Genomic DNA, 26,465 nt, shown 5'->3' with positions numbered 1-26,465 from the left:
CCGATCGTTCCCACGCTCTGCGTGGGAATTTAGCCCTGGACGCTCCGCGTCCGCTTTAACGTCGTGACGCGGAGCGTCACAGGATGCAGTCCCACGCGGAGCGTGGGAACGATCATCATCACTGCGGCTTTAGTCGAATGTAATGCCTTGAGCTAATGGCAACTCCAGCGAGTAGTTCACGGTATTGGTCTGGCGCCGCATATACCCGCGCCACGCATCCGAGCCCGACTCACGCCCGCCGCCCGTCTCCTTCTCACCGCCAAACGCACCACCGATTTCCGCGCCACTCGGGCCGATGTTGACGTTGGCAATGCCGCAGTCACTGCCCACCGCCGACATGAACTGCTCGGCTTCGCGCACATCGGTCGTGAAGATGCATGACGACAAGCCCTGTGGCACCGCGTTGTTCAGGCGCAGGGCCTCGGCGAAGTCGGTGTAGCCGACCACATACAGAATCGGCGCGAACGTTTCGGTGCACACTACGTCGCTCTGCTCGGGCATTTCCACAATCGCCGGCGACACGTAGTAGGCGTTGGGGAACTGGTCTTCGAGCTGGCGCTTGCCGCCGAACACCTTGCCGCCCTCGCTCAGAGCTTGCTCCAGGGCGTCCTGCATGTTGTCGAAGCCGTGCTTGTCGATCAGCGGACCGATCAGGTTGCCTTCCAGCGGGTGGCCGATGCGCACCTTGGCGTAGGCGGCCTTGAGGCGGGTGACGATGTCGGCCTTGACCGACTCATGGGCAATCAGCCGGCGCAGGGTGGTGCACCGCTGGCCGGCGGTGCCGACCGCACTGAACAGGATGGCGCGCACGGCCATGTCCAGGTCGGCGCTGGGGCTGAGGATCATCGCATTGTTGCCGCCCAGTTCGAGGATGCTGCGGGCAAAGCGCGCGGCAACTTTCGGCGCCACTTCGCGGCCCATGCGGGTGCTGCCGGTGGCGCTGATCAGCGCCACACGCGGGTCATCCACCAGCGCGGCGCCGGCATCGCGACCGCCGATAATCACTTGGCTGAGGTACTGCGGTGCATCCTTGAAATTCTTCAACACCCGTTCGAACAGCGCCTGGCAGGCCAGCGCGGTGAGCGGGGTCTTTTCCGACGGTTTCCAGATCACCGCATTGCCGCACACCAGCGCCAGCGTGGTGTTCCACGCCCACACGGCAACCGGGAAATTGAACGCGCTGATCACGCCGACCACGCCCAGCGGGTGCCAGGTTTCCCGCATATGGTGGCCGGGGCGCTCGGAGGCGATGGTCAAGCCGTAGAGTTGGCGTGACAAGCCGACGGCGAAGTCGCAGATGTCGATCATTTCCTGTACTTCACCCAGGCCTTCCTGGGTGATCTTGCCGGCTTCCCAGGATACCAGCTCGCCAAGGTCGGCCTTGTACTGGCGCAACATGTCGCCCAACTGGCGCACCAGCTCGCCGCGACGCGGGGCCGGCACTTTGCGCCAGGCGTCGAATGCATGCTCGGCGCGACTGACCTGCTGCTCCACCTCGGCGGCGCCTTCCCAGTGCACACTGCCGATACGGCTGCCATCGATCGGCGAATGCACGGGTTGTGTACCCGCCTGGTACAGCGCCGGGTCTACCCCTAGACGGTCAAGCAATGCGGCAACCATGGGTCACTCCTTCAAACAAAAGCAGAAAAATGTGCGCCGCAACCGGCGCGGCGATCCAGGCCTCATTTGTAGCTGGCCCAAGACTTGCCAACAAACGACGATTAGGCGAGATATCATTCCGTTTATTCATGCAAAGAATAAAAAGAGGCATGCCGTGCTGAACAAAAGACATTTGCCCTCGATCACCGCCCTGCAGTGTTTCGAAGCCGCCACCCGCCACCTGAGCTTTACCCGCGCCGCCGAGGAACTGAACCTCACCCAAAGCGCGGTGAGCAAACAGGTGGCGCAGCTGGAAGAGTTGCTGCAACACCTGCTGTTTCGCCGGGTGCGGCGCCGCTTGCAGATGACCCCGGCGGGCGATCTGTACCTGGTGGAAGTGCGCAAGATCCTCACCCAGGTGGAGATGTCTACCCATTACCTGCGTTCCTACGGCGGCGAAACCGAAGTACTGCGCGTGTCCACGCCCTACACCTTCGGTGCGCGCTGGCTGGTGCCGCGCCTCAAGGGCTGGCGCCTGCGCCACCCGCAGATTCATTTGGACCTGTGCAACGAACAGGAACCGGACGAACTGCTGCAAGGCAAGGCCGACATGGCGTTCTACTTCGGCCAGGGTTCACGCCCCGGCACCGAAAGCCTGAAGTTGTTCAGCGAAGAACTCATCCCTGTGTGCGCCCCGGAGAGCCTGCCGACAGCGCCGTTCACCGACCCCACCCAACTGAGCGAGCTGGTGCTTCTGCAAAACGCCTCACGCCCTCAAGGCTGGCATGACTGGTTCGCCAGCCAGGGCTTCCACACCGAGCACAGTTACCACGGGCCGCGCTTTGACACCTTTTATATGTGCATTCGCGCGGCGCAAGTCGGCTGCGGCGTGGCGCTGCTGCCACGCTTTCTGGTGGAAGAGGAACTGGCCGACGGCAAGCTGGTGATTCCCTGGCAGCATGCAATGCCGAGCCAGGATGCGTATTACCTCTCCTATCCGGAGCATTCGGCGGAGGTGCCCAAGGTGCGCGAATTTGTGAAGTGGATGCTGGAGCAGGTCTGATTCTGGGATGCATTTCAACTGTGGGAGGGGGCTTGCTCCCGATGAGGCCAGTAGCCACACCAAAAAAATCACTGGCAAAACCCCACAGGTCTATGCGCCACTAGCCCCCTTCCTCAATTGAGCGTAAAGGCCGGCGCCCCTCGCCGACCCGTCTGGAGATTCCCGTTATGAGCGAGAGTGTGTTTGCCGATCGCATCGTGCAGAACCTGCTCGACACCGACTTCTACAAGCTGACCATGATGCAGGCGGTGCTGCACAACTACCCGAACGTGGAGGTTGAATGGGAGTTTCGTTGCCGCAACAGCGAAGACCTGCGCCCTTACCTGGCGGAGATTCGCTACCAGATCGAGCGCCTCGCCGAGCTGAGCCTGAGCCCGGACCAACTGGGCTTCCTGGAACGCATCAGCTTCATGAAGCCGGATTTCTTGCGTTTTCTCGGGCTGTTCCGTTTCAACCTGCGCTACGTGCAGACCGGTATCGAGAACGGCGAGCTGTTTATCCGCCTGCGCGGGCCGTGGCTGCATGTAATCCTGTTTGAAGTGCCGATGCTGGCCATCGTCAGCGAAGTGCGTAACCGCTACCGCTACCAGACCGTGATCCTGGAGCAGGCCCGCGAGCAGCTGTACCGCAAGTTCGACTGGCTGACCGCCAACGCCAGCAGCGATGAGCTGTCCGAGTTGCAAGTGGCCGACTTCGGCACACGTCGGCGCTTCTCGTACCGGGTGCAGGAGGAAGTGGTCAGCGTGCTCAAGCACGACTTCCCTGGGCGTTTTGTCGGCACCAGCAACGTGCACCTGGCCCGCGAGTTCGATATGAAGCCGTTGGGCACCATGGCCCATGAGTGGATCATAGCCCACCAGCAACTCGGCCCGCGCCTGATCGACAGCCAGATCGCCGCCCTTGATTGCTGGGTCCGCGAGTACCGTGGCCTGCTGGGCATCGCCCTGACCGACTGCATCACCACCGACGCGTTCCTCGGCGACTTCGATTTGTACTTCGCCAAGCTGTTCGATGGCCTGCGCCACGACTCCGGCGACCCGGTGCAGTGGGCGGAAAAAGCCATCGCTCATTACCACAAGCTCGGCATCGAGCCGATGAGCAAGACCCTGGTGTTCTCCGACAGCCTCACACTGCCCAAGGCCCTGGAGATTTTCCGTGCGCTGCGCGGTCGCATCAATGTGAGCTTTGGCATCGGCACCAACCTGACCTGCGATATTCCAGGGGTGGAACCGATGAGCATCGTGCTTAAAATGACCGCCTGCAATGGCCAGCCCGTCGCGAAGATTTCCGATGAAGCGGGCAAGACCCACTGCACCGACCCCAATTTCGTCGCCTATTTGCGTCACGTTTTCAAAGTACCTGCCCTATCCAGCAAGGAGTGAATCATGCAAGCCGTACAGCGTGAGATTGCGCAGCAGCTCAAGGTGCAAGCGCCGTTCAAAGACCAGGCCGCCCTTGAGGCAGAAGTCGCCAGGCGCGTGGCCTTTATCCAGGACTGCCTGCGCAATTCCGGGCTCAAGTCGTTGGTACTGGGCATCAGTGGCGGTGTCGACTCCCTGACCGCAGGCCTCTTGGCCCAGCGCGCCGTGCAGGAACTGCGCGCCAGCAGCGGCGACGAGGCCTTTCGGTTTATCGCCGTGCGCCTGCCCTACGAAACCCAGTTCGACGAACTCGAAGCCCAGGCGTCGGTGGACTTCATCGAACCGGACGAGCGCCACACCGTCAACATCGGCCCGGCGGTCAAAGCCCTGGCCAATGAAGTCGCGGCGTTCGAGGGCAAACCGGTGGCCTCCCGCGACTTCGTGCTGGGCAACACCAAGGCGCGCATGCGCATGGTCGCGCAGTACACCATCGCGGGCGCGGCCGGTGGGCTGGTGATCGGCACCGACCATGCGGCAGAAGCGGTCATGGGCTTCTTCACCAAGTTCGGTGACGGCGCCTGCGACCTGGCGCCGCTGAGCGGGCTGGTGAAAAACCAGGTGCGGGCGATTGCGCGGCATTTCGGCGCGCCGGAGTCGTTGGTGGAGAAAGTGCCGACCGCCGACCTGGAAGACCTGTCGCCGGGCAAGCCGGACGAAGCGTCACATGGCGTGACCTATGCCGAGATCGATGCGTTCCTGCACAGCGAGCCGGTGCGTGAGGAGGCGTTCAGGATTATTTGCGAGACGTACCGCAAGACTGAGCACAAGCGCGTGATGCCGTTTGCGCCTTGAGGTGAGGCAGAGGGTTTTGCGTTGATTGTCAGAATGCCATCGGGAGCAAGCCCCCTCCCACATTCGACCGCATTCTCATGCTGGAACTCGGTCAACTGTGGGAGGGGGCTTGCCCCCGATGAACGATAACGCGGTCTTATTTGACGACCACAGTCCCTTTCATCATCGAGATGTGGCCTGGGAACGAGCAGAAGAACGCGTAATCGGTACCTGCGGCCAGTTTAGACACATCGAAGGTCACCGAATCTTTCTCACCAGCGCCAATGATCTTGGTGTGGGCGATGATGCGGTCGTCACCTGCTTTCAGGTAGTCCTTGTCGATGCCAGCGGCCATGCCGTCGGTGGCAACTGGCTGCATGTTGGCTGCGCTGGTCAGCACCCAGTTATGGCCCATGACGTTTTTCGGCAGGCTGCCAGAGTGAGTCAGCTCAACGGTGAACTGCTTGCAGCTCTTGTCGATGGTGATTTCTTTGGTGTTGAACGACATCTGGTCGGTGGAGTCGACAGTGACCTTGCACTCTGCGGCAAGCAACTGGCCGCTAGCCAGAGTCAGCAGGGAAACAGCAACGAGTTTGGCGAACATGTGAATCTCCAAGGCAGGGTTGAATAACGCGTATTGCGACAAGGGTGCCTCATTCAGGCGTGAGTTCTTATGATCTGCATCAACAGATTGTATACAACTTTAGGCTATCAGCCTGATCAATACAATCTACCAGCCAACGTCGCGGCAACCGAATATGATCGGCCCATCCCCCTTGGAGCCTGAGCCATGCACCTCAATCAACTGTTCAACGGCCTGCTGGCCGCTTACGCCAGCGGTAAGTGAAGGCCAAGCGCGCTGCGAAGCTGCTACCATAGCGACCCAAGGCAGCCGCGCGCCGCCCACCCTCACCTTCGTACCCTAGAGGATCGCCCATGGCCAAACCTAATTACTCCTTCGCCAAACGTCAGAGAGACTTGGCCAAGGAACAGAAGAAAGAGGAAAAGCTGCAACGCAAGAAAGCCGCTGCAGATGAAGAAGCGGGTGCACTGAACCCGGATGCGGAAGGTGAAGTGGCAGCAGACGAGACTGAAACCCCGAAAGACCCGGCTGAATAATTGATCGTTCCCACGCTCTGCGTGGGAATGCAGCCTTGGACGTTCCGCGTCCCGGCGCACAGTGACGCTGAGCGTCACCGCAGGCGTTCCCACGCAGAGCGTGGGAACGATCCCGTTACATCAGCGGCATCACCGTCACCCGCACCTCCGGGTCATGGCTCCCTCCTCCCAGGATCACCCCTCGCAACGGCGACACATCGGAAAAATCCCGGCCCCACGCCAGGGTGATGTGCTCCAGCGCCGGCTGCACATTATTCGTTGGATCGAAGTCTACCCAGCCCGACTCCGGGCAGAACACCGACACCCATGCATGCGACGCATCGGCGCCGATCAGCCGTGGCTGGCCGGGCGGTGGCTGGGTCAGCAGGTAGCCGCTGATATAGCGTGCCGCCAGCCCCCGCGAACGCAGGCAGGCGAGCATCAGGTGGGCGAAGTCCTGGCACACGCCGCGACGGCGCTCCAGCACTTCCACCAGCGGCGTGGCGACCTGCGTGGCTTCGGCATCAAAGGTGAATTCGCTGAAGATCTTGTGCATCAACGCCTGCACGCCTATCAACAACGGCGCGCCAGGCGGGAAGCAGCTTTCGGAGAATTCGACGAAGGTTTTTTTCAAATGCACGTAAGGCGATTCGAAGCGATAGCGGCAGGCTTCGATCACCTCCAGCGACAGCGGTTGGCTGCTGTAGGTGAGGCTGTCACGGGTGCGGTCCCACGGCGGCGATTGCCAAAAGTCCAACGCGGGTCGCGCCAGCACTTCCACGGTCAGCCCTGCATTGACCAACAGTTCATCATGGGGCCGCTCGAACGCCAGGCGCGTGATCGGGTTGCCGAACACGTCCAGTTCATCGCGGCGTGAAGAGGGCTGCGGGCTGATATCCAGGGTTTGCCAGGTGCAGCGTTGCCACGCACAGGGCCGTGGCCATAAATGCGCCAGCTGCTGGGCCAGGGACACCGGACTGTCGTAGTGATAATGGGTGTCATGGAAAATCTGGTAGCGCGCACTCATCACACCGACACCGTTTGCTGGCTGACATCATCCACATGGGCAAAGTGACGCAAGGCCAGGCGATCCGACACTTGCCCACTCTCATCGGCCACCGCTTGCAGCAGGTCGGCCAGGCCATCCAACGCGGCACGCACGCTGGATTCGCCGAACAGCGGGTTCTCCAGGCACCCCAGGTCAAAGCGCGCCAACTGCTCCACCAACGGCCCCAGGCCGGTTTCCCGTGGTACGCCGAAATCATCGTTCAAGCGCCGCAAGGTACGGCTCACCAGTTTCAGCTGGAACAGCACCGCATGGGGGTTCTGCTCGTCGAGCAACAGCAGGTCGAGCACCGGAATCAGTTGCGGCACTGCGAGGTAACGCGAGCGGTAGGTGATGCTGCTGTTGCCCAGCTCCAGCAACCACTCCAACCCCGCCTGATCGAATACCGCCACACCGCGCAGGAACGCGGCAAGGCTGCTGCTGAGAAACTGCAGGCGCTCGATACGCCGCCCCATCATCAAGAAGCGCCAGCCTTCATCGCGGGTCATGTCGTCCAGGGCAAACCCCGACAGCGCCGCCAGGGACATCACCAGGCGGTTGAGGAAATCCAGCAGTTGACCGAAGTCTGGGGTTTCGCTCTCTAGCTCCATGGCTTCGCGTTGCAGTTCCACCAGGGCCTGCCAGTTTTCCCGGGACAACTTGCCGCGCACCTGGGACGCCGCCCACTGCAAGCGCTGCAGATTGGCGCGCAGGCTCGACGGCCAGTCATCGCCGAGCAACGCGGCCAGCAAGCGTTCGGGAAGCGCCCCTTCATCCGGCAACAATCGCAGGCTCTCACCCAGCTCCACCGCCGCCTGCAGCGCCAACGGATCGTCGCCGTCGACATAGCGCGCCAGCACGATACGCAGCCAGCGCGCGCTGTCATCACAGCGCTCGCAATAACGCCCAAACCAGAACAGGTTTTCTACCACGCGTGACGGCAGATACGGATCGCGGCGCACCAGGTCGTGTGCGCCGATCGCGCGCTGGGCGCGCCATTGCTCGCCACCGGGGGCACGCTCGCCGAGTACCCAGGTGTCCTTGCTCGCACCGCCGCGCTGCATCGACACCACTTCGGCGTCGGCGTCGGCGGCCACGCGGGTCAAGCCGCCGGGCAGTACGCGGTAGCCGTCGTCACTGGCCACGGCGTACACGCGCATGCCGATGGCGCGGTGTTGCAAGTGGTCATCCACGGTGTGCCACACCGGCGCCTGGGACAGCTGCGCCAACTCCTGGGCGACGTAGGCGTAGGGCCGCGCGCGCATGCGTTCGGCCAGGGCCTGGCGTTGTTCGGCGTTCAGGTCGCGCCCGAATACCGGGGCGAAACTCTGCGAGGGGAATGCCGGTTTGATCAGCAACTGCGGCAGCTTTTCCAGCGCCTCGGCCAGCACCGGCGCCTCACCGCACCACCAGGTGGCGATGGACGGCAGGATCAGTTGTTCACCAAATAAAAACTCGTTGATCTTCGGCAGGAAACCGAGCAGCCCCGGCGACTCCAGCACGCCACTGCCCAGGGCATTGGCCACCAGCACATTGCCTTGGCGCACGGCATCGAGCAGGCCGGGTACGCCGAGGGCCGAATCGGTGCGCAGCTCCAGGGGGTCGCAAAAGTCGTCGTCCAGGCGACGCATGATCGCGTTGACGCGGCGCAGGCCACTGAGGGTTTTGAGGAACACCGTGCTGTCACGCACGGTGAGGTCGCCGCCTTCCACCAGCGGGTAACCGAGCTGACGGGCGAGGTAGAGATGTTCGAAATAGCTTTCGTTGAAGCGCCCCGGCGTGAGCAATACGATCAGCGGCGGCTGGTCATCGCCGGGCGCCTGGCGGGCCAGGGTGTCCTGGAGGGTGCGGAAGAAACCGGTGAGGTGTTGCACCTGCAGGTCACGGTACAGATCCGGGAAGGCGCGGGACACGATGGTACGGTTTTCCAGGGCGTAGCCGGCGCCCGACGGGGCTTGGGTTCGGTCGGCGGTCACCCACCAGCGACCATCCGGCGTGCGGGCCAGGTCCACGGCGAACAGGTGCAGAAAGGCCCCGTCCGGCGGCTGGATGCCCTGGCACGGCCAGAGAAAGTTGTTGTGGCCAAAGACCAGCTCGGCGGGCAGCAGGCCTTCTTTGATCAGGCGCTGCGGGCCATAGAGGTCGGCGAGGACGGCATTGAGCAGACGCGCCCGCTGGGCAATACCGGCCGACAGATGCTGCCACTCATCAGCAGCCAGCACATGGGGCAACAGGTCCAGTTCCCACGGACGATCGGCGCCCTTGGGGTCGGCGTAGACGTTGTAGGTCACGCCGTTTTCCTGAATCTGCCGGGTCAGCAATGCCTGGCGCTGGGCCAGTTGGGCCGGCGTGCTGCGTTGCAGGTGGTCGAGCAGGCGCTGCCAATGGGCCCGCACTGCGCCGCTGTCATCCAGCAGTTCGTGATAGGTGCCTGGGGTAAGGGGGTAACGGTCGAGCAAGTCGGACATGGAACGCTCGGCAGAGGCAAGGGAAGTCAGGTTAACTCAACAAACACTGCAAATCCCCTGTGGGAGGGGGCTTGCTCCCGATGGCGGTGAATCAGTCAACTCATGTATCGGCTGATGCTGCGCCATCGGGAGCAAGCCCCCTCCCACATCTGGATCGCGTTCAATCATTTTTATTGGGGAAACGCCGCAGGTCGAGAGTCATTGGCAATTCATCGTTGATAACTACAGTTGGTACGTCCAGCTTGCCTGGACTATGCCCCAAGCGGAAAAACCGCGCCATCCGCCGGCTCTCGGCTTCATTGGCATTCACCGGCAAGCTGTCGTAATTGCGCCCGCCCGGATGGGCCACGTGGTATTGGCAGCCGCCCAGCGAACGCTGCATCCAGGTGTCCAGCAGGTCGAACACCAACGGCGCATGCACCGCGATGGTCGGTTGCAGGCAGTTGGACGGTTGCCAGGCACGGTAACGCACGCCGGCGACGAACTCGCCGACGCGGCCGGTGGGCTGCAGCGGCACCGGGATGCCGTTGCAGGTCAGCAGATAGCGTTGCGCCGGCAAGCCGCTCAATTTCACCTGCAGGCGTTCCAAGGACGAATCCACATACCGTACCGTGCCGCCCACCGCGCCCTCCTCGCCCAGCACATGCCAAGGTTCCAGGGCCTGACGCAGCTCCAGCTCGATACCACTGACGGCATAGTCGCCGACCTTGGGGAATCGGAATTCCAGGTGCGCGGCAAACCACTCGGCGCGCAGCGGGTAACCGGCGGCGTTGAGCTCGACGATCACATCCGCGAAATCCTGCTCGATAAAGTGCGGCAGCAAGAAGCGGTCATGCAGTTCGGTGCCCCAGCGCGCCAGCTTCGGTGGCGCATAAGGCTCACGCCAGAAACGCGCGACCAGCGCCCGCAACAGCAATTGCTGGGTGAGGCTCATGCGCGCATGGGGCGGCATTTCAAATGCGCGCAGTTCCAACAGGCCCAGACGGCCGGTGGCGCCGTCGGGGGAATAGAGCTTGTCGATGCAGAACTCGGCACGATGGGTATTGCCCGTAACATCGATCAGCAGGTTGCGCAGCAGCCGGTCGACCAGCCAGGGCGGGCATTCTTCGCCCGGCGCGGGCATTTGCGCAAAGGCGATTTCCAGCTCATACAGTGCGTCGTTGCGCGCTTCATCCACCCGGGGTGCCTGGGACGTCGGGCCGATAAACAGGCCGGAAAACAGATAGGACAGCGATGGATGGTTGTGCCAGTAACTGATCAGGCTGCGCAGCAGGTCGGGCCGGCGCAGGAACGGTGAGTCCTTGGGTGTCGCGCCGCCCAACACGAAATGGTTGCCGCCGCCGGTGCCGGTGTGGCGGCCGTCGATCATGAATTTCTCGGTGGTCAGGCGGGTTTGCCGCGCCTCTTCGTAAAGAAACTCGGTGCGTTCCACCAACTCGTCCCAGGTGGCGGACGGCTGTACGTTGACCTCGATCACGCCAGGGTCCGGCGTGACGCGAAAGTTGCTCAGGCGCGTATCGGCCGGCGGCTCATAGCCCTCCAGCAACACCGGGCAATGCAGTTCTTCAGCGGTGGCCTCGATGGCCGTCACCAGCTCCAGATAGTCTTCCACGCGCTCCAGCGGCGGCATGAACAGATAGAGGCGCCCTTCCCGTGCTTCGGCACACAGCGCGGTGCGGGTCAGCCAGTCGGCGGATTCATCCAGCTGTGGCGCACGCTCTTCACTCGGCGCGGGCTCACCATGGCTTTGCAGTTGCGCGGTGGTCGGCAGTTGCGGTTGATCCTGATTCGGGTCGGTCGGATGCACGAACGGATATTCCGCCGCCGTCACCCAAGGCTGCGAGGCCAACGGCAGTCGATAACCCAACGGCGAATCGCCGGGCACCAGGCGGCAGTGATTGTCGCGCAGGTACCAGCGCCCGCTCTGCCAGCGATCATTGGCGGCAGTGCGCGCCAGCGGCAGCACCTGGCCGATGATTTTATCCAAGCCTTGGCCGAAGACTTTGCGCAGGCGTTCGCGCTCCAGGTCGTCGGTTAAACGCGGGTCCTGGGCAGTGACGTTTTGCGGCAGCGCGCCTTCGCGCCACAGGTAGTAGAAATTGTCTTCGAACGCCGGAAACACAAAGCGCGCCGGCAGCTTGAGGCGTTCGGCAACGCTGGCCAGGAAGCGCCCGGCCAACGGGCCATCCGCACCATAGTCTGCTTGCTCATCGGCGATCAGCGCACTGTTGTGCCAGATCGGCACGCCGTCGCGGCGCCAGTAGCAGTTGAGCGACCAGCGCGGCAGTTGCTCGCCGGGGTACCACTTGCCCTGGCCGAAGTGCACCAGGCCCTGGGGCGCGTAGTGCTTGCGCAGGCGCTGGAAAAGTTCAGCGGACAAGCGGCGCTTGTCCGGCCCCAGGGCGGCGGTGTTCCACTCGGCGCCGTCGGGGTCGTCGATGGACACGAACGTCGGTTCGCCGCCCATGGTCAGGCGCACATCGTCCCTGAGCAGGTCACCATCGATCTGCCGACCCAGGGCCTGGATCGCCAGCCACTGCTCTTCGGTGTAGGGCTTGGTGACCCGTGGGGCCTCCCAAATTCGCTCTACCGACATTTCGTGCGTGAATTCGCACGCGCACGGTTCCACCAGCCCACTGATTGGTGCGGCGGATGACGGATCGGGACTGCAAGCCAAAGGAATATGCCCTTCACCGGCGAACAACCCGGAGGTGGCATCCAGGCCGATCCAGCCGGCGCCGGGTAGATACACCTCGCACCAGGCGTGCAGGTCAGTGAAGTCCACTTCGGTACCGGAGGGGCCGTCCAGGGCTTTGACGTCGGCGGTGAGCTGGATCAGGTAGCCAGAGACAAACCGCGCTGCCAGCCCCAGGTTGCGCAGCAGTTGCACCAGCAGCCAGGCCGAATCGCGGCACGAGCCCGAGGCGTTTTCCAGGGTGAATTCCGGGGTTTGCACGCCCGGTTCCATGCGGATCAGGTAGCCGATATCGGCGGCCAGGCGCTGGTTGAGCCCGACCAGGAAATCCACGGCCGGCAACGGTGTGCGGTCGATACCGGCCAGGTAGGCGGCAAACTTCGGCGTCAGCGGCAAGGTTTCCAGGTAAGGCGCCAGCTCGCGCTGCTCATCGGCGGCGTAGCTGAAAGGGATGTTCTCGGCGTAGGGCTCGAGGAAAAAGTCGAAAGGGTTGAAGACCGCCATCTCGGCGACCAGATCGACTTCGATGCGCAGCTGGTCAGTCTTTTCCGGAAACACCAGGCGTGCCAGGTAGTTGCCCTGGGGGTCTTGCTGCCAGTTGATGAAATGCTGCTCGGGCAGCACTTTCAGCGCATAGGACAAAATCCGCGTGCGGCTGTGGGCAGCCGGGCGCAAGCGCACAATCTGCGGCCCGAGTTCGACAGCGCGGTCGTAGCGGTAATGCGTAACGTGGTGCAACGCGACATGAATCGACACGGCGGCCTCCTGCGAGCCAGGGCATGGGCACAACGCGCGCAAGACTTATGCCAGAGCGGCAGTCATTGCGCTTTATCGTGGAGCCCGGTGCAGTACAGCACCAAAACAACGCCATCGTACGTGCCATGGTGCAGCCGCCGCACATATTTGTGGCGAACCTTTGGAGGGAGGTGGCGAATCTACCCAGTCATGGGGCCTTGTGCCTGGCGCCGAGGGCTTGGCGCAGGTGGCGAATTTCAACGAGTTTGGCGCGCATCTCGCGCTGCCCCTTGCTGTTGAGTATCAGCAGCCCGAACAGTGGAAAAACCAGCGCCAACCCATAAAGAACACGATGAGGGCCGTATTGGATCATCGGCAACACAAACAGCAGGCAGGCGACGTAGATACCGACCATCACCCATGTCCAAGCGGGCTTACCGCGCAAGATCATAAAGTTGCTATGCACCGTCAGCAGCGTGAACACCGCCCCGGCCAGCATGATCTTGAGCCCGACTTGAGCAAGGGGCGCATCATCAAAATAGGTGACGAACGCCAGCGCCACGGCCAACGCCAATGAAAAATACGCCGCAAATACGCCGCCCAGAAACGTCAGAAAGTAATGCCTGAAAAAGTCCCGGAGCGTCATCAATTCGCCCATTCTTTTACTTCCTCGTACAGCCCGATCGCGATGGTATTGACGTTTCCGGAGTAGGCGCTCCCGCCGAACCCTACGACTGCGCTCAGGGCGTCCTTGATCTGCCAATCGTTGACCTCGGGCCTGCCACCTCAAGCGTTGTGCGGGCAAGCCATTGATGCATTGCAGCGAACTCGCGCCCGCCGCCTACCCTATCACCACGACGACGGAACTAGCGACCGCACTGAACGGCACCAGGAGGGTACCGCTGGCAATCGCAGCCCAACTGATGACAGCACCCAGACAGGAGATCCCGGTGTTCACGGCCTCGCCGATCAGCCTGGACTCTCTGGGGTGCTCATCACATGTTGAGCGAATTGTGTCGGCCGATGCTGAACAGGGGGTTGCTCATGGGGGCTCGTCCTTGAAAGGGGGTGACTGAACTGACGCTATCGGGGGCAAGCCCCCTCCCACACTTGGATGTGTGAATACATTCAAAATGTGGGAGGGGACTTGCCCTCGATAGCCGTAGGTATCTACACACTTTGGCGTAGCCCTGAACCTGTGGCGAGGGAGCTTGCTCCCGTGGCGAGCTGGCGGCCTATAGCTATCTGACTGATGCCGCGCGATCCAAATGTGGGAGGGGGCTTGCTCCCGATAGCGGCCTGACAGCCGACCAAGATGTTGGATCAAGGCGAGTACATATCCGTTGCTGCGGTAACGGCTGCTATGGGTTCCGCCCTTACGGCGGCTCACTTTTGAAAAGCGCAAAAGTAAGCAAAACGCTCTTGCCCACCACTCGGCACCTCGCTTAGGCTCGGTGTGCCCGTAATCCGACATTGATTTGGGGGGCCGCCGCCACGCGCCATCCATGGCGCGGGGCGGCTAAACCGGCATCCCTGCCGGTTTACCCCCCAAATCAATATCGAATTCCGGCCAGCGTGGTTTAACGGGGCGCCTAGATCAAAAGCAAGATCACAAGCAAGAGCGGCTCGCTTCGCATCGTGATTACCGTAGGCTGCTACACAGTTATGTAGATACCTATGCAGTCATGGGGCCTTGTGCCTGGCGCCGACGGCTTGTCGCAGGCGCCGTATTTCAAGTAGCCGCTGACGCATTTCGCGATGGCGCTTGCTGTTGAGCAACAGCAACCCCAGCAGAGGGAATAACACCGCCGAGCCGTACACCAGGCGATTGAGGTCGTACTGAATCATCGGCAAGACGAACAACAGGCATGCGCCTAGGTATCCCGCCACCAGCTTGGCCGCCCAGGGATAGCCACGCGCGATCATCACGTTGCCAAACACCAGCACCGCCACCAGCAGCAGGATCGCAGCCCCGGAATAATTGGACTTGAGCGCTGGCTCTACCCCACGCAAATAGGTCACGCCCGCCGTGGAAACGGCAACTGAGCCGGAGAAGATCGCCATGAAAACAGTCCCCATGAACACCGGAAAATAACGGGCGAGAAAACTGCGCATATCGGGGAAGCCGCTCATTCGGTCAAATCCTCGTACAAGCCGATCGCAATGGTGCTGGCCGTACCGACATGCCCTGTTCGATAGCTACCGGTGATACCCAATAGGCCGCCCAGCGCATCTTTCAATTGGGTCAGGGTGGCGTGACGGATTTCGGTGGAGCTGTAGCTCTTGGTCAGCTTGCCGGCGCGCTGCTGCAGCTTGAGTAACTTGGGCGTCAGGCTCGGATCGCGCAGGCTGAGCAACTCCTTGGTCAACTTCTTGCGCTCCTGACGGCTCAGGCCCTTGAGCAGTTCATACCAACTCTTACCCAACGCGGCGGCCTTGTTGGCCTTGAGCAGCCTAACCGTGGTCAAGGCCCCCGTGCCAATACCCACCAGCGAGGCCGCATCAAGGATGGGTGAAACCGCGCCATACCATTCGGCGTCGTCCATGCGGTCGTTGGCATCTGGGTCAAGCACTTCGTTATAGGTACGCGCAACACCAAACCCGCATTGGGCGCTGCTGGCCAGCGCCGCCGTAATGCCAATGCCCACGACAAAAGCGCTGGCACCGGCTGTGAACGGAACGGCGACGCTGCCGCTGAACACCACGATCCAACCGATCACCGCTGCGCCGCAGGAAAGCCCCATATCAAATGCCTCCTTCTGGAGGCGTCCTTCACGGGGATCTGTCTTCACCTGTTCCACAAACTGGGCAGGCGAAATGTACTTCTGCGCCTCGCGTAAAATGATGCGCTTGGGCTTGATACTGCAAATCGGCTTGAATTCGCGCAGGGTAATGACGTTGAAGTCAGCGTCGATGTAGACGACGCCTGCGCCAACGATGCCTGGGTCGGCGTCGATGGCCGCGAACAGGCGCGGCAGGTTGATCTGGCTTTCAATACGCTGGCGCGCCATGAACTGGGAGCGGTTGGAGTCCATGCCGATGGTGAGCAGGGGGTTGCTCATGGGGCGTTCTTCCTTGGTTTGGGTGGGGACTGGACGGGCGCTATCGGGAGCAAGCCCCCTCCCACATTTTGAATGTATTCACAGGTCAGAATGTGGGAGGGGGCTTGCTCCCGATAGCGATCCAATGCCCGCCACCTTACCAAACAGGCTCACCACCGGCCAGAAAGCAAAACGCCAGCACGAGGCTGGCGTTCTGCATATTTAAGCTGCGATCAACGCGGCACAACCGGCTTGCGCGCAGGCTTGCCGCCTTTGCCCTTCGCCGCATCGGTACGTTCCTTCGCCGCCTGCTTGTTCCGTGCCTGGGCCGCGGCCTTGGCTTGCTCACGCTTGTCCCACGGGTTGCTGCCGTCGCTGCCACGGGGTGGCAGGCCGGTGTGCTGGGTGAGAATTTTGGTGGTGGTTTCCTTGGCGACCTTATGGCTGCCGGCCGGCGTCGAGTTCTTGCGACGGGCGCTCTGGTAGCTGTCGGTGGACGGCTGGTGCAGCGGGATCAGTTGGTCCTTGCCCGGCCCGATCAGGTCGGCGCGACCCATGCGGGTCAGCGCTTCACGCAGCATCGGCCAGCCTTTCGGGTCGTGGTAGCGCAGGAACGCCTTGTGCAGACGGCGCTGCTCCTCGCTCTTGACGATGGTCACCGCGTCGCTCTTGTAGGTGACCTTGCGCAGCGGGTTCTTGCCCGAGTGGTACATCGCGGTGGCGGTAGCCATCGGCGACGGGTAGAACGCCTGCACCTGGTCGGCGCGGAAGCCGTTGCCCTTGAGCCACAGGGCCAGGTTCATCATGTCTTCATCGGTGGTGCCGGGGTGGGCGGCGATGAAGTACGGGATCAGGTACTGTTCCTTGCCGGCTTCCTTGGTGTACTTCTCGAACATGCGCTTGAACTTGTCATAGCTGCCGATGCCCGGTTTCATCATCTGGTTGAGCGGACCTTCCTCGGTGTGTTCCGGGGCGATCTTCAGGTAGCCACCGACGTGGTGGGTGACCAGCTCTTTCACATATTCCGGCGACTCGACGGCCAGGTCATAGCGCAGGCCGGAGGCAATCAGGATCTTCTTCACACCCGGCAACGCACGGGCGCTGCGGTACAGCTGGATCAACGACGAGTGGTCGGTGTTCAGGTTCGGGCAGATGCCGGGGAACACGCACGACGGCTTGCGGCACGCGGATTCGATTTCCGGGCTCTTGCAGGCGATGCGGTACATGTTCGCGGTCGGGCCGCCGAGGTCGGAAATCACCCCGGTAAAGCCCGGCACCTTGTCGCGGATCTCTTCGATCTCGCGAATGATCGACTCTTCGGAACGGTTCTGGATGATGCGGCCTTCGTGCTCGGTGATCGAGCAGAAGGTGCAGCCGCCGAAGCAGCCACGCATGATGTTCACCGAGAAACGGATCATGTCGTAGGCCGGAATCTTCTCCTTGCCATACGCCGGATGCGGTACGCGGGCGTACGGCATGCCGAACACGTAGTCCATTTCTTCAGTGGTCATGGGAATGGGCGGCGGGTTGAACCACACGTCCACTTCACCGTGCTTCTGCACCAGGGCGCGGGCGTTGCCTGGGTTGGTTTCCAGGTGCAACACGCGGTTGGCGTGGGCGTAGAGCACCGCGTCGCCACGGACTTTTTCCACCGACGGCAGGCGGATCACGGTCTTGTCGCGGGTCATGCGCGGGCTGGCCAGGATCTGCACGACCTTGGCCTCTTCCGGATCGTCGACAGGGCCTTTCTCTTGCTCGATAGCGCAAGCCTGGGTGTCCTGGGTGTTGACGTACGGGTTGATGATCTTGTCGACCTTGCCCGGACGGTCGATGCGCGTGGAGTCCACTTCGTACCAGCCGGCCGGGGTGTCGCGGCGAATGAACGCGGTGCCGCGCACATCGGTGATGTCTTCGATCTTGTGGCCCCACGACAGGCGCTGGGCGACCTCGACAATCGCGCGCTCGGCGTTGCCGTACAGCAGGATATCGGCGGTGGCGTCGATCAGGATCGAGTTGCGCACGCGGTCCTGCCAGTAGTCATAGTGGGCGATGCGGCGCAGGGAGGCCTCAATGCCGCCGAGCACGATCGGCACGTTCTTGTAGGCTTCCTTGCAGCGCTGGCTGTACACCAGGCTGGCGCGGTCCGGGCGTTTGCCGGCCATGCCGCCTGGGGTGTAGGCGTCGTCGGAACGGATTTTCTTGTCGGCGGTGTAGCGGTTGATCATCGAGTCCATGTTGCCGGCCGCGACGCCGAAAAACAGGTTCGGCTCGCCGAGCTTCATGAAGTCGTCTTTGGACTGCCAGTTCGGCTGGGCAATGATCCCGACGCGAAAGCCCTGGGACTCCAGCAGCCGGCCGATGATCGCCATGCCGAACGACGGATGGTCAACGTAGGCATCACCGGTGACGATGATGATGTCGCATGAATCCCAGCCAAGCTGATCCATCTCCTCCCTGCTCATCGGCAGGAATGGCGCAGGACCGAAACATTCGGCCCAGTACTTGGGATAGTCAAATAACGGCTTGGCTGTTTGCATGACGGTGACCGGTGTTGAGATGAAAAATCGCGGGCGCGGAATATAGCACAAATTTTGACCAATTCCGACGGTAATGGTCGGCTTTTAAGCCAGAGGCTCACGGGGCTGCAGACCACGCTCCTTTAATAGAAGGCGCGGGGGCTAATCCGCTAACCGTTGATCGAAAATTCCATGGGTAATCTGCGGCAGGTCAATCATCACTCCGGATGGCCTAGCCCATGAGCAGTCCCTTGCCACAATCGCCCCACAAGGCATTCATCAAATCCAACTTACCGGCCTGGCTGACCCAGGCGCCGGCTTCGCAGCTCGCAGATTTTCGCCGCGACCTGATCAGCAGCAATCAGGCCAGGCACGACCTCAAGGCCCTGATGGATGAACTGCAGAACCCCGAGGAGTTTGCCCGGCCTTTGTTACGCCAGACCCTGCGAACCGAGTTTTTCGGTTTGCAGGACGACGAGAACGCCATCCTGTCCCGTGAATGGAAAAACCATCATCTGCTGGGCCTGATCCGTACACACGCCCGCACCACCCGGCAGACGCTGCTGGAAGCGGCCCTGCAGAATTTCGAAGCGACCGAAGCCGAGACCGGCGGCATGGAACCGGCAGCGCCATTTACAATCCCGGCCCCACCGGCGAAGTGCTGAGCATTATTGCTGCGACACGCTTCGCCAGCGTCTGCCGCAACCTGGATATCGGCAGCCAGTACCTCGCGCATATCGATAACGTGCTTGAACCCGCGCCCAACTCCGGCACGTCCCGTACCGCCGCCGAGGTCATGCAACTCTTGTCCAGTCAAGAGCAGCTTGCCTTTGGGGTCGCACTGCATATCGCCTACCTGCAAAATGCGTTCACCACCTGGCAGTTTCTGCAACTGCGCAGCCTCCAGACCACTGGAAATAACATCGACATACGGTGCAGCCTTTTGACCCTCCAGGATGTTGTTCTGCCCAATGTCATGGTGATTCAGGCGTCGGCGATCGGGCTGCCGATGGTTCTCTACACACCCCAGGACCCCAGCGCGGCGTTTCGCCTGCATCCAACCTGGGAGGATCTCCACCACGGCCTGGCCGAACGCCTGGAACAGCCGCAGTACCTGGCTTTTTTCACTCGCCTGGTACCGTTGCAACATCAGGACAGCCTGTTGCATCTGGCCCCGCGACCGTCGCCGAATGCGCGCCCGAGCCTGGTGAGCACGCTCAGCCTGACCCCGGTCCGTACGCATGTGTTTCAGGACATGGCTACGCAACGCATCATCCAGATCAGGAATGACGCACGCATCCTGGCGGTGCCCACTGCCGACGTCGACCTGGTGAGCCGGCAGAAGCGTCTTCAGGGCTATCTGGAACTGGGTAAGTCACTGTTGTTTTTTGCCGCGTCATTCATTCCAATCGTCGGTGAAGTGCTGTTGGCCGTCAGCGCCTTGCAGCTGCTCAATACCGTCTATGACGGCTTCGCCGCCTGGAGCCGCGGCGATAGCGAAGAGGCCTTGAACGACTTTCTCGACGCGGTGGACGACGTCGCGATGGCAGTCGCCACCGCAGGCGTGATCAAGACCGCCGGCTTCGGTGTAAAACTGCTGAAAGTGCACGTGGCCAACAAGGGCTTGCGCCTATGGAACCCCGACCTGACCCCCTACCGGCATCCCAAGATGCTGCCCGACGGCCTGGTCGCGGATAAGCAGGGTTTGTATGAACACGCGCAGCAGCATTACCTGAAGCTCGATGATCAGGTTCATGCCTTGCAACGGGCGCCCGATAGCCAGCAATGGCAGTTGTCCCACCCCACCGACCCCGACGCCTACGCGCCGCCCGTGCGGGGCAACTCTGTCGGCGGATGGCGCGTCGAGCATGAGACCCCCGCCGACTGGGACGACCTCAAGCTGATCCAACGCCTGGGCCCGGACGGGGCCACGATCAAACAGCCCGCCGTTGAGCCGATCCTGCTGCTCGGCGGCATGGACAGCGCCGGCCTGCGCGAACTCCATCAGGACATGCTGAGGCCGCCGCCGTTGCTGCGGGACACGATCAAGCACTTCAACCTGGACCAGGAGATCGCCGACTTCAACCTCGATCGCGCCGAAGGCACTAAGGTTACACCGCAGTCCCCCTTCATCCAGTTTCACTTGGTGTGTGCATTGCCGGAATGGCCCGCGACCCGGCGGCTGAAAATCGTCGACGAACGGCAACAGGTACTGATCAGCCACGGTAACGGCGCCAACGCGATCGAGGTGAGCGCTTCACGCTTCAGAAAAGGCGAACTGCTGCATTCACTGCAGGAGCAGATGCCGCGGGCAGAATTCAATCAATTGCTACCTGCGCTGTACATCGACTATTTCACCCCGGTCGAAAACCTTGCCTCACGCCTGCAGGAAAGCGTTCCGGCACAACGCCAGCGCCTGTTTTCGTTGCTCGATAGCCACGGCGAGGAACCCGTCAGCCAGGTTGAACAGGATCTTCGCCCAACCATGCCCGAACTGTCCAAGCGTCACCTTGAAGAAATGGAAACCACCCTCAGCTCGCAGGAACGGCAACGCCTGCACCAGGAGAAAAAACTGCCGTCAACACAAGAGTGGGAGGCCACCCAATACCGCGACGTGGCGCGCAGCGCACGCATCCACAAAGGCATTTTTCTCGATTCGATGAGCAGTAACGAGAGCGTGCCACTGGTGCTGCACACTCTGGAACAGTTGCCAGGCTGGCCAGGCGCACGCCGTATCGAGGTGTACGAAAATGATAACAGCGGCCCGCTGCTGGGACATATTGGCAGCGAACAGGACAGTCTGCGTCACATCCTGATCCGCCAGGGCGAACAGTACGCCGTGCAGGACGCCGAGGCGACAGAGCTGCATGCACCGAGCACGCTGTTCAGCGCGCTGGAACATACGCTGACCGAGGCCGAACGCAGCGCGCTTTTGCGTGAGTCGAATGCACGCACGCTCAAACAAGCCATCCACCAGCATAGCCTGGCAATGATCGCCAAACCGCCGCTGCCGCCGCTCGCCAGGCTAGCCCCAACGGCGCCAGTGCAGGCCCTCGGGATTGCGCTTGATCCACTGTTCGCCACGCAAACCGCCCCGGCAGGCCTGACGCTGCGCGCTGATGGTATCCATCAGTCAGCTCCGCTGCCCAACGGTGGCTATCACTATTACGTCCTGGAGGGCGGGAACTACTTTCAGGTCAAAGCCGAAGGGCAGAAATGGCGACTGATCGATGCCCGCAGCCCGTTCAGGGCTTACCGGCCCTACCTGCGCGCAAAAACCTCCGGTGGCTGGGATATCGATCCGAGCAGCCAGGGGTTGATGGGTGGCATGCAAGCGGCTGCTTTGCCGTCGGGAGAGCCGATGGAGCTTAGCGACGAGTTTGAGTCGGCGCACTCATCCAGCGAATACGACTCAGCAGAAGAAGGCACGGTCAACAGCCTGTATACGCCGAAGGAGATGGAGACCATGCGCTCCACACGAAGCTATCAACACAGCCAGAACTATCGACGCATTTATGATCGCGCCAACAATGGCCGCTACCCCCTGCGCGATTTAACCGGTCGCCCATTGCGGATCAGAAGCATACAAATCCGCAGCAAATCGCTCACGTCCGATCAAACTTTCAGCAAGGAACTGATCCTGCCTTTTTTGCAGTGGGAAGGGTATGAACGGGTTGCACGCCTCTATGAAGACAAACTAGAAGTGACACCCTTCACCGCGGCCCACCAAAAGTGTGTGCAGGAGGCAGTGATGATCGGCGAGCAGACCGTCATAAGCAGGAAGCCGCTGATAAAAGGTGAGGCGCTCGGCGTCTATGGCGGGGAACTGGTGCCGTATTATGTGGCGGCTTATCGGCAGGATCCCTATTTGATCGACGTCAAACCTTTTGAACCCATTCCCGCTGCACCACAGCCGGTCATTTTGTCGGGTGACAACGTACTTTCGCGAATAAATACGATTTTTGAGTACGAAGCAAATCTGCCGATCAGGCAGGCATCCACGGGCTATAACGTAGAGGTTGCGCGGTTCAACGTCACGACACAGATTGCTGAGCAACCCAGGGACAACTTTTTCCTCAGTGCATTCTTTGCCAGTGAAGATATCCCTGCCGGTACCGAGTTGCGCTGGAACTACCAATACAACGAGCCCACGGTGAGGGCGCTGTTCGGTGCGCTCCCTCAGGCAAACGCCTGAAGCCGATTACTCATCGTCATCGAAGTTGTAGCTGCCCGGCGCGAGGTTCTCAAAGCGTGTGTACTTACCGATGAACGCCAGGCGGATAAAACCGATCGGGCCGTTACGCTGCTTGCCGATGATGATTTCGGCAATGCCCTTGTGCTCGGTTTCGGGGTGATACACCTCGTCGCGGTACACGAACATGATCACGTCGGCATCCTGCTCGATCGCGCCGGACTCACGCAAGTCGGAGTTCACCGGACGTTTGTTGGGACGTTGTTCCAGGGAACGGTTGAGCTGGGACAGCGCCACCACCGGGCAGTTGAATTCCTTGGCCAGGGCCTTGAGGGATCGGGAGATTTCGGAAATCTCGTTGGTGCGGTTGTCGCCGCTGGAACCCGGAATCTGCATCAACTGCAGGTAGTCGATCATGATCAACGCAATGTCGCCGTGTTCACGCACCAGGCGACGGGTGCGCGCGCGCATTTCGGACGGGCTGATACCGGCAGTGTCATCGATGAACAGCTTACGGTCGTTGAGCAGGTTGACCGCCGAGGTCAGGCGCGGCCAATCGTCATCCTCGAGCTGGCCGGAACGCACTTTGGTCTGGTCGATACGGCCGAGTGACGAAAGCATACGCATGATCAGCGATTCGCCTGGCATCTCGAGGGAGTACACCAGCACCGCCTTGTCACTGCGCAGTACGGCGTTTTCCACCAGGTTCATCGCAAAGGTGGTCTTGCCCATCGACGGACGGCCGGCCACGATGATCAAGTCGGACGGCTGCAGGCCGCTGGTCTTCTCGTCGAGGTCGGTGTAGCCGGTGGAAATACCGGTAATTGCGGCATCGGTGTTGAACAAGGTGTCGATGCGGTCGATGGCCTTGGTCAGCAGGTCATTGACGCTGACCGGGCCGCCGGTTTTCGGGCGGGCTTCGGCGATCTGGAAGATCTGGCGCTCGGCTTCGTCGAGGATCTCGGCGGCGGTGCGGCCTTCGGGGTTGAAGGCGCTGTCGGCGATTTCGGTGCTGATGCCGATCAACTGGCGCAGGGTGGCGCGCTCGCGGACGATCTGCGCATAGGCCTTGATGTTGGCGACGGACGGCGTGTTTTTCGCCAGTTCGCCGAGGTAACCCAGGCCGCCGACTTGGGAGGTCTGGCCTTCCTTGTCCAGTTGCTCGGCCAGGGTCACCACGTCGATCGGTGAGTTCTGGTCGGCCAGCTTGGCGATAGCACGGAAGATCAGGCGGTGGTCATGACGATAGAAATCCCCGTCCGAGACTTGATCCAGCACGCGTTCCCAGGCGTTGTTGTCCAGCATCAAGCCACCGAGCACGGCCTGTTCGGCCTCGATGGAATGCGGCGGCACCTTCAGGGCAGCGGTTTGCAGATCGTATTGCTCAGGAGCGGAGATTTCGTTCATGGCCACTTGGAATTTAGGGGTGTGTAGAAAAACAAAAGGCACGACCTGTAAACAGGATCGTGCCCGATGTTAACCGGCTGACACGCGAGGTGCCAGTCAGTTAGGTGCGGCTTAAGCTGCTACCACGACAACGCGTACGGTGGCTTCAACTTCGGCGTGCAGGTGCACGGCTACGTCGAATTCGCCTACGTTGCGGATGGTGCCGTTCGGCAGACGAACTTCGCTCTTCTGCACTTCAACGCCGGAGGCGGTCAGTGCATCAGCGATGTCGTGGGTGCCGATCGAACCGAACAGCTTGCCTTCGTCACCGGCGGTGGCAGTGATAGTCACTTCCAGCTCAGCCAGTTGGGCAGCGCGAGTTTCGGCCGAAGCTTTTTTGTCTGCTGCTGCTTTTTCCAGCTCGGCACGACGCTCTTCAAACGCAGCCAGGTTGGCAGCGGTTGCAGCGGTGGCTTTGCCGTATGGCAGCAGGTAGTTACGACCGTAGCCGGCCTTAACGTTCACTTTGTCGCCCAGGTTGCCCAGGTTGGCGACTTTTTCCAGAAGGATCAGTTGCATGTGAAAATCCTCTAACTTTTAACCTTCACCGTTCGCGCTATCGGCATCTTTCGACGCCAGACGTCCGCGAAAATCAATCAGGCCGTCGACAATGGCCAAAACCACGAGTAACGGATAGATCAGCTGCATGAACAGCAACAGCGTGACGTACAACCCCACCAGCCAGAACCTGGCCAGGCGCTTGCGCGCAACCAGCCCATGAATCAGGGCCAGCCCGGCAAATACCAGCGGTACACTGCAAATCGGCGCCAGCAAGGCCATCTGTGGACCGAAGTTCGGTCCGACAACCATGCACGCCAGCAGCAACATCGCCGGCCCCGCAGGAATTCTGATACTGCGAAATTCGCGACCAAAACCACCCGGGTTGTACAACAACGCCTGCCAATAACGCCCAAGAATCAGGCTCAGCACGCTGACACCCTGCAACAAAGCCGCAATCAGGCCGGTCAGGACCGGCGCAATCAGTGACGCAAACCGCGCTCGCTCATCTACCGACAATTGCTGGTAGAGATCCCCGAGGGCCAGCGGCAGGATCTTGACGATTTCCTGCGCCAGCGCCTCGATTTGCGGGCGGAAAGCCGCGCCAAGCATCACTGAGTACACCAACCCCAATGCCACGCTGACCAGCAGCGTGCGGACCCAGGACTCACTTGCGCGTAAAACCAACGCAAGGCTCGATGACCCCAGCAGTACCAGAAGTACCCGTGGATCACCCATTTGCAGCCACCAGATCAAGGCCGGCAACAAACCCAGGGCAAGAACGCCAAGGGCGTCCTTCAAACCGCGCCGCAGGAGCACAAGGCAACCTGCGGCAGCACCCAACCAATAAAGCAACGGCAATGCTGCACAGCCAGCCACTACCAGAGTGGCCTGCATACGACCGCGCATGATGAACTCAGCTAAGGCGCGCATGCATTCAATCCCTTACTACTTGTCGACTGCCCGGTCTCAGCGGCCGTGGCTGTCGGTGTAGGCCAGCAGGGCCAGGAAGCGGGCGCGCTTGATAGCGGTGGCCAGCTGACGCTGATAACGTGCTTTGGTACCGGTGATACGGCTTGGAACGATTTTGCCGGTCTCGGATACGTAGGCTTTCAGAGTGTTGAGATCTTTGTAATCGATCTCTTTCACGTCTTCAGCGGTGAAGCGGCAGAATTTACGACGACGGAAGAAACGTGCCATTTGATAGGCTCCTTAAAAGGTCCGTGGATTACTCGTCAGCGTTATCGCTGTTGTCGCTGTCATCACTATCAGCGCTATCAGCGCCTTCGTGCTCAGGACGGTCGCGACGCTCACGGCGCTCACTGCGGTTTTCTTCAGCCTTGAGCATCTCGGATTGGCCGGTAACGGCTTCTTCGCGACGGATGACCAGGTTACGGATCACTGCATCGTTGTAGCGGAAGTTGTCTTCCAGCTCGGCCAGGGCCTTGCCAGTGCATTCAACGTTCAGCATCACGTAGTGAGCCTTGTGAACATTGTTGATTGCGTAGGCCAGTTGACGACGGCCCCAATCTTCCAGACGGTGGATTTTGCCGCCGTCTTCTTCGATCAGCTTGGTGTAACGCTCAACCATGCCGCCGACTTGCTCGCTTTGATCCGGGTGGACCAAAAAGATGATTTCGTAATGACGCATGAATGCTCCTTACGGGTTGTAGCCTGCCGCTCAAAAACGGTCAGACAAGGAGTGAATGACACTTATGGATCTTGCCGCAGGGGAGGCACATGCGTGCCTGCCAGGTGGGCAAGGGGCGCAATTGTAGAGAAGGGGAAGGAGCGGCGCAAGGTGATTGGTGATTATTTGAACAATCCCCCAAACACCACAAAAACAAATGTGGGAGGGGGCTTGCTCCCGATGGCGG

The 26,465-nt window shown here is 61.2% G+C and carries 20 protein-coding genes; 6 read left to right on the top strand and 14 right to left on the bottom strand.

Annotated features, from left to right (window positions below):
* Positions 1–129: 129 nt before the first annotated feature.
* Positions 130–1,620, bottom strand: a complete 1,491-nt coding sequence (locus C4J87_RS02805) for an aldehyde dehydrogenase family protein (RefSeq protein ID WP_124365644.1) — start codon at positions 1,618–1,620, stop codon at positions 130–132.
* A gap of 154 nt (positions 1,621–1,774) precedes the next feature.
* Here C4J87_RS02805 and C4J87_RS02800 point away from each other — a divergent pair, with 154 nt between their 5' ends.
* From C4J87_RS02800 to nadE, 3 genes are all read left to right on the top strand, one after another.
* Entirely contained in the window at positions 1,775–2,662 is an 888-nt protein-coding gene (locus C4J87_RS02800) for a LysR family transcriptional regulator (RefSeq protein WP_124365643.1), read from the top strand.
* 167 nt (positions 2,663–2,829) lie between these two features.
* Complete coding sequence (gene pncB / locus C4J87_RS02795; RefSeq protein ID WP_124365642.1) at positions 2,830–4,044, top strand: nicotinate phosphoribosyltransferase; 1,215 nt, start codon at positions 2,830–2,832, stop codon at positions 4,042–4,044.
* Positions 4,045–4,047: 3 nt separating this feature from the next.
* The gene (gene nadE, locus C4J87_RS02790) at positions 4,048–4,875 is read left to right on the top strand and encodes an ammonia-dependent NAD(+) synthetase (protein ID WP_124365641.1); all 828 of its coding nucleotides are present in this window, start codon (positions 4,048–4,050) and stop codon (positions 4,873–4,875) included.
* A 136-nt stretch (positions 4,876–5,011) separates the two neighbouring features.
* Here nadE and azu read toward each other — a convergent pair whose 3' ends face one another.
* Complete coding sequence (azu, locus tag C4J87_RS02785; protein ID WP_124365640.1) at positions 5,012–5,458, bottom strand: azurin; 447 nt, start codon at positions 5,456–5,458, stop codon at positions 5,012–5,014.
* 332 nt (positions 5,459–5,790) lie between these two features.
* Here azu and C4J87_RS02775 point away from each other — a divergent pair, with 332 nt between their 5' ends.
* Entirely contained in the window at positions 5,791–5,973 is a 183-nt protein-coding gene (locus C4J87_RS02775; RefSeq protein WP_057724239.1) for a hypothetical protein, read from the top strand.
* A 115-nt stretch (positions 5,974–6,088) separates the two neighbouring features.
* Here the strand turns inward: C4J87_RS02775 and C4J87_RS02770 are convergent, their stop codons facing one another.
* From C4J87_RS02770 to C4J87_RS02735, 7 genes are all read right to left on the bottom strand, one after another.
* A complete protein-coding gene (locus C4J87_RS02770; RefSeq protein WP_124365639.1) occupies positions 6,089–6,979 on the bottom strand; it encodes a transglutaminase family protein in 891 nt (296 codons plus the stop codon).
* A complete protein-coding gene (locus C4J87_RS02765) occupies positions 6,979–9,465 on the bottom strand; it encodes a circularly permuted type 2 ATP-grasp protein (protein ID WP_124365638.1) in 2,487 nt (828 codons plus the stop codon). Before C4J87_RS02765 ends, C4J87_RS02770 begins: the two co-directional genes overlap by 1 nt.
* A 160-nt stretch (positions 9,466–9,625) precedes the next feature.
* Positions 9,626–12,916 (bottom strand): DUF2126 domain-containing protein, encoded by a 3,291-nt coding sequence (locus tag C4J87_RS02760; protein ID WP_124365637.1) that lies wholly within the window; start codon positions 12,914–12,916, stop codon positions 9,626–9,628.
* Between the two features lie 187 nt (positions 12,917–13,103).
* The gene (locus tag C4J87_RS02755) at positions 13,104–13,553 is read right to left on the bottom strand and encodes a hypothetical protein (RefSeq protein ID WP_124365636.1); all 450 of its coding nucleotides are present in this window, start codon (positions 13,551–13,553) and stop codon (positions 13,104–13,106) included.
* A 1,025-nt stretch (positions 13,554–14,578) separates the two neighbouring features.
* The gene (locus C4J87_RS02745) at positions 14,579–15,028 is read right to left on the bottom strand and encodes a hypothetical protein (RefSeq protein WP_124365635.1); all 450 of its coding nucleotides are present in this window, start codon (positions 15,026–15,028) and stop codon (positions 14,579–14,581) included.
* Positions 15,025–15,957, bottom strand: coding sequence for an NAD synthetase (locus C4J87_RS02740; protein WP_124365634.1), 933 nt, complete (start codon positions 15,955–15,957; stop codon positions 15,025–15,027). The genes C4J87_RS02745 and C4J87_RS02740 overlap by 4 nt, the downstream gene beginning before the upstream one ends.
* Positions 15,958–16,169: 212 nt before the next feature.
* Positions 16,170–18,473: a YgiQ family radical SAM protein gene (locus C4J87_RS02735; RefSeq protein WP_012721927.1), complete on the bottom strand. Its 2,304-nt coding sequence runs from the start codon at positions 18,471–18,473 to the stop codon at positions 16,170–16,172.
* Between the two features lie 218 nt (positions 18,474–18,691).
* Between C4J87_RS02735 and C4J87_RS26265 the strand changes: the two genes are divergently transcribed.
* On the top strand, positions 18,692–19,117 hold the full coding sequence (locus C4J87_RS26265; protein WP_256679962.1) for a dermonecrotic toxin domain-containing protein: 426 nt from the start codon (positions 18,692–18,694) through the stop codon (positions 19,115–19,117).
* Entirely contained in the window at positions 19,111–22,647 is a 3,537-nt protein-coding gene (locus C4J87_RS02730) for a dermonecrotic toxin domain-containing protein (protein ID WP_372238439.1), read from the top strand. The genes C4J87_RS26265 and C4J87_RS02730 overlap by 7 nt, the downstream gene beginning before the upstream one ends.
* 6 nt (positions 22,648–22,653) lie before the next feature.
* On the opposite strand, the gene dnaB is transcribed toward C4J87_RS02730, so the two are convergent.
* The 5 genes from dnaB to rpsF form a co-directional block, all read right to left on the bottom strand.
* On the bottom strand, positions 22,654–24,051 hold the full coding sequence (gene dnaB, locus C4J87_RS02725; RefSeq protein WP_003188079.1) for a replicative DNA helicase: 1,398 nt from the start codon (positions 24,049–24,051) through the stop codon (positions 22,654–22,656).
* 111 nt (positions 24,052–24,162) lie between these two features.
* Positions 24,163–24,609 (bottom strand): 50S ribosomal protein L9, encoded by a 447-nt coding sequence (gene rplI, locus C4J87_RS02720; protein ID WP_003171376.1) that lies wholly within the window; start codon positions 24,607–24,609, stop codon positions 24,163–24,165.
* Between the two features lie 18 nt (positions 24,610–24,627).
* The gene (locus C4J87_RS02715; protein ID WP_124365633.1) at positions 24,628–25,521 is read right to left on the bottom strand and encodes a hypothetical protein; all 894 of its coding nucleotides are present in this window, start codon (positions 25,519–25,521) and stop codon (positions 24,628–24,630) included.
* A gap of 36 nt (positions 25,522–25,557) precedes the next feature.
* Entirely contained in the window at positions 25,558–25,788 is a 231-nt protein-coding gene (gene rpsR / locus C4J87_RS02710; RefSeq protein WP_002551829.1) for a 30S ribosomal protein S18, read from the bottom strand.
* Positions 25,789–25,816: 28 nt separating this feature from the next.
* Positions 25,817–26,239, bottom strand: a complete 423-nt coding sequence (gene rpsF / locus C4J87_RS02705) for a 30S ribosomal protein S6 (protein WP_003236224.1) — start codon at positions 26,237–26,239, stop codon at positions 25,817–25,819.
* Positions 26,240–26,465: the final 226 nt, after the last annotated feature.

It is taken from the genome of Pseudomonas sp. R1-43-08, assembly GCF_003852255.1.
GTDB lineage: Bacteria > Pseudomonadota > Gammaproteobacteria > Pseudomonadales > Pseudomonadaceae > Aquipseudomonas.
The sequence above is the reverse complement of the archived record's forward strand: the minus strand, read 5'-3'. Positions and strand labels throughout refer to the sequence as shown.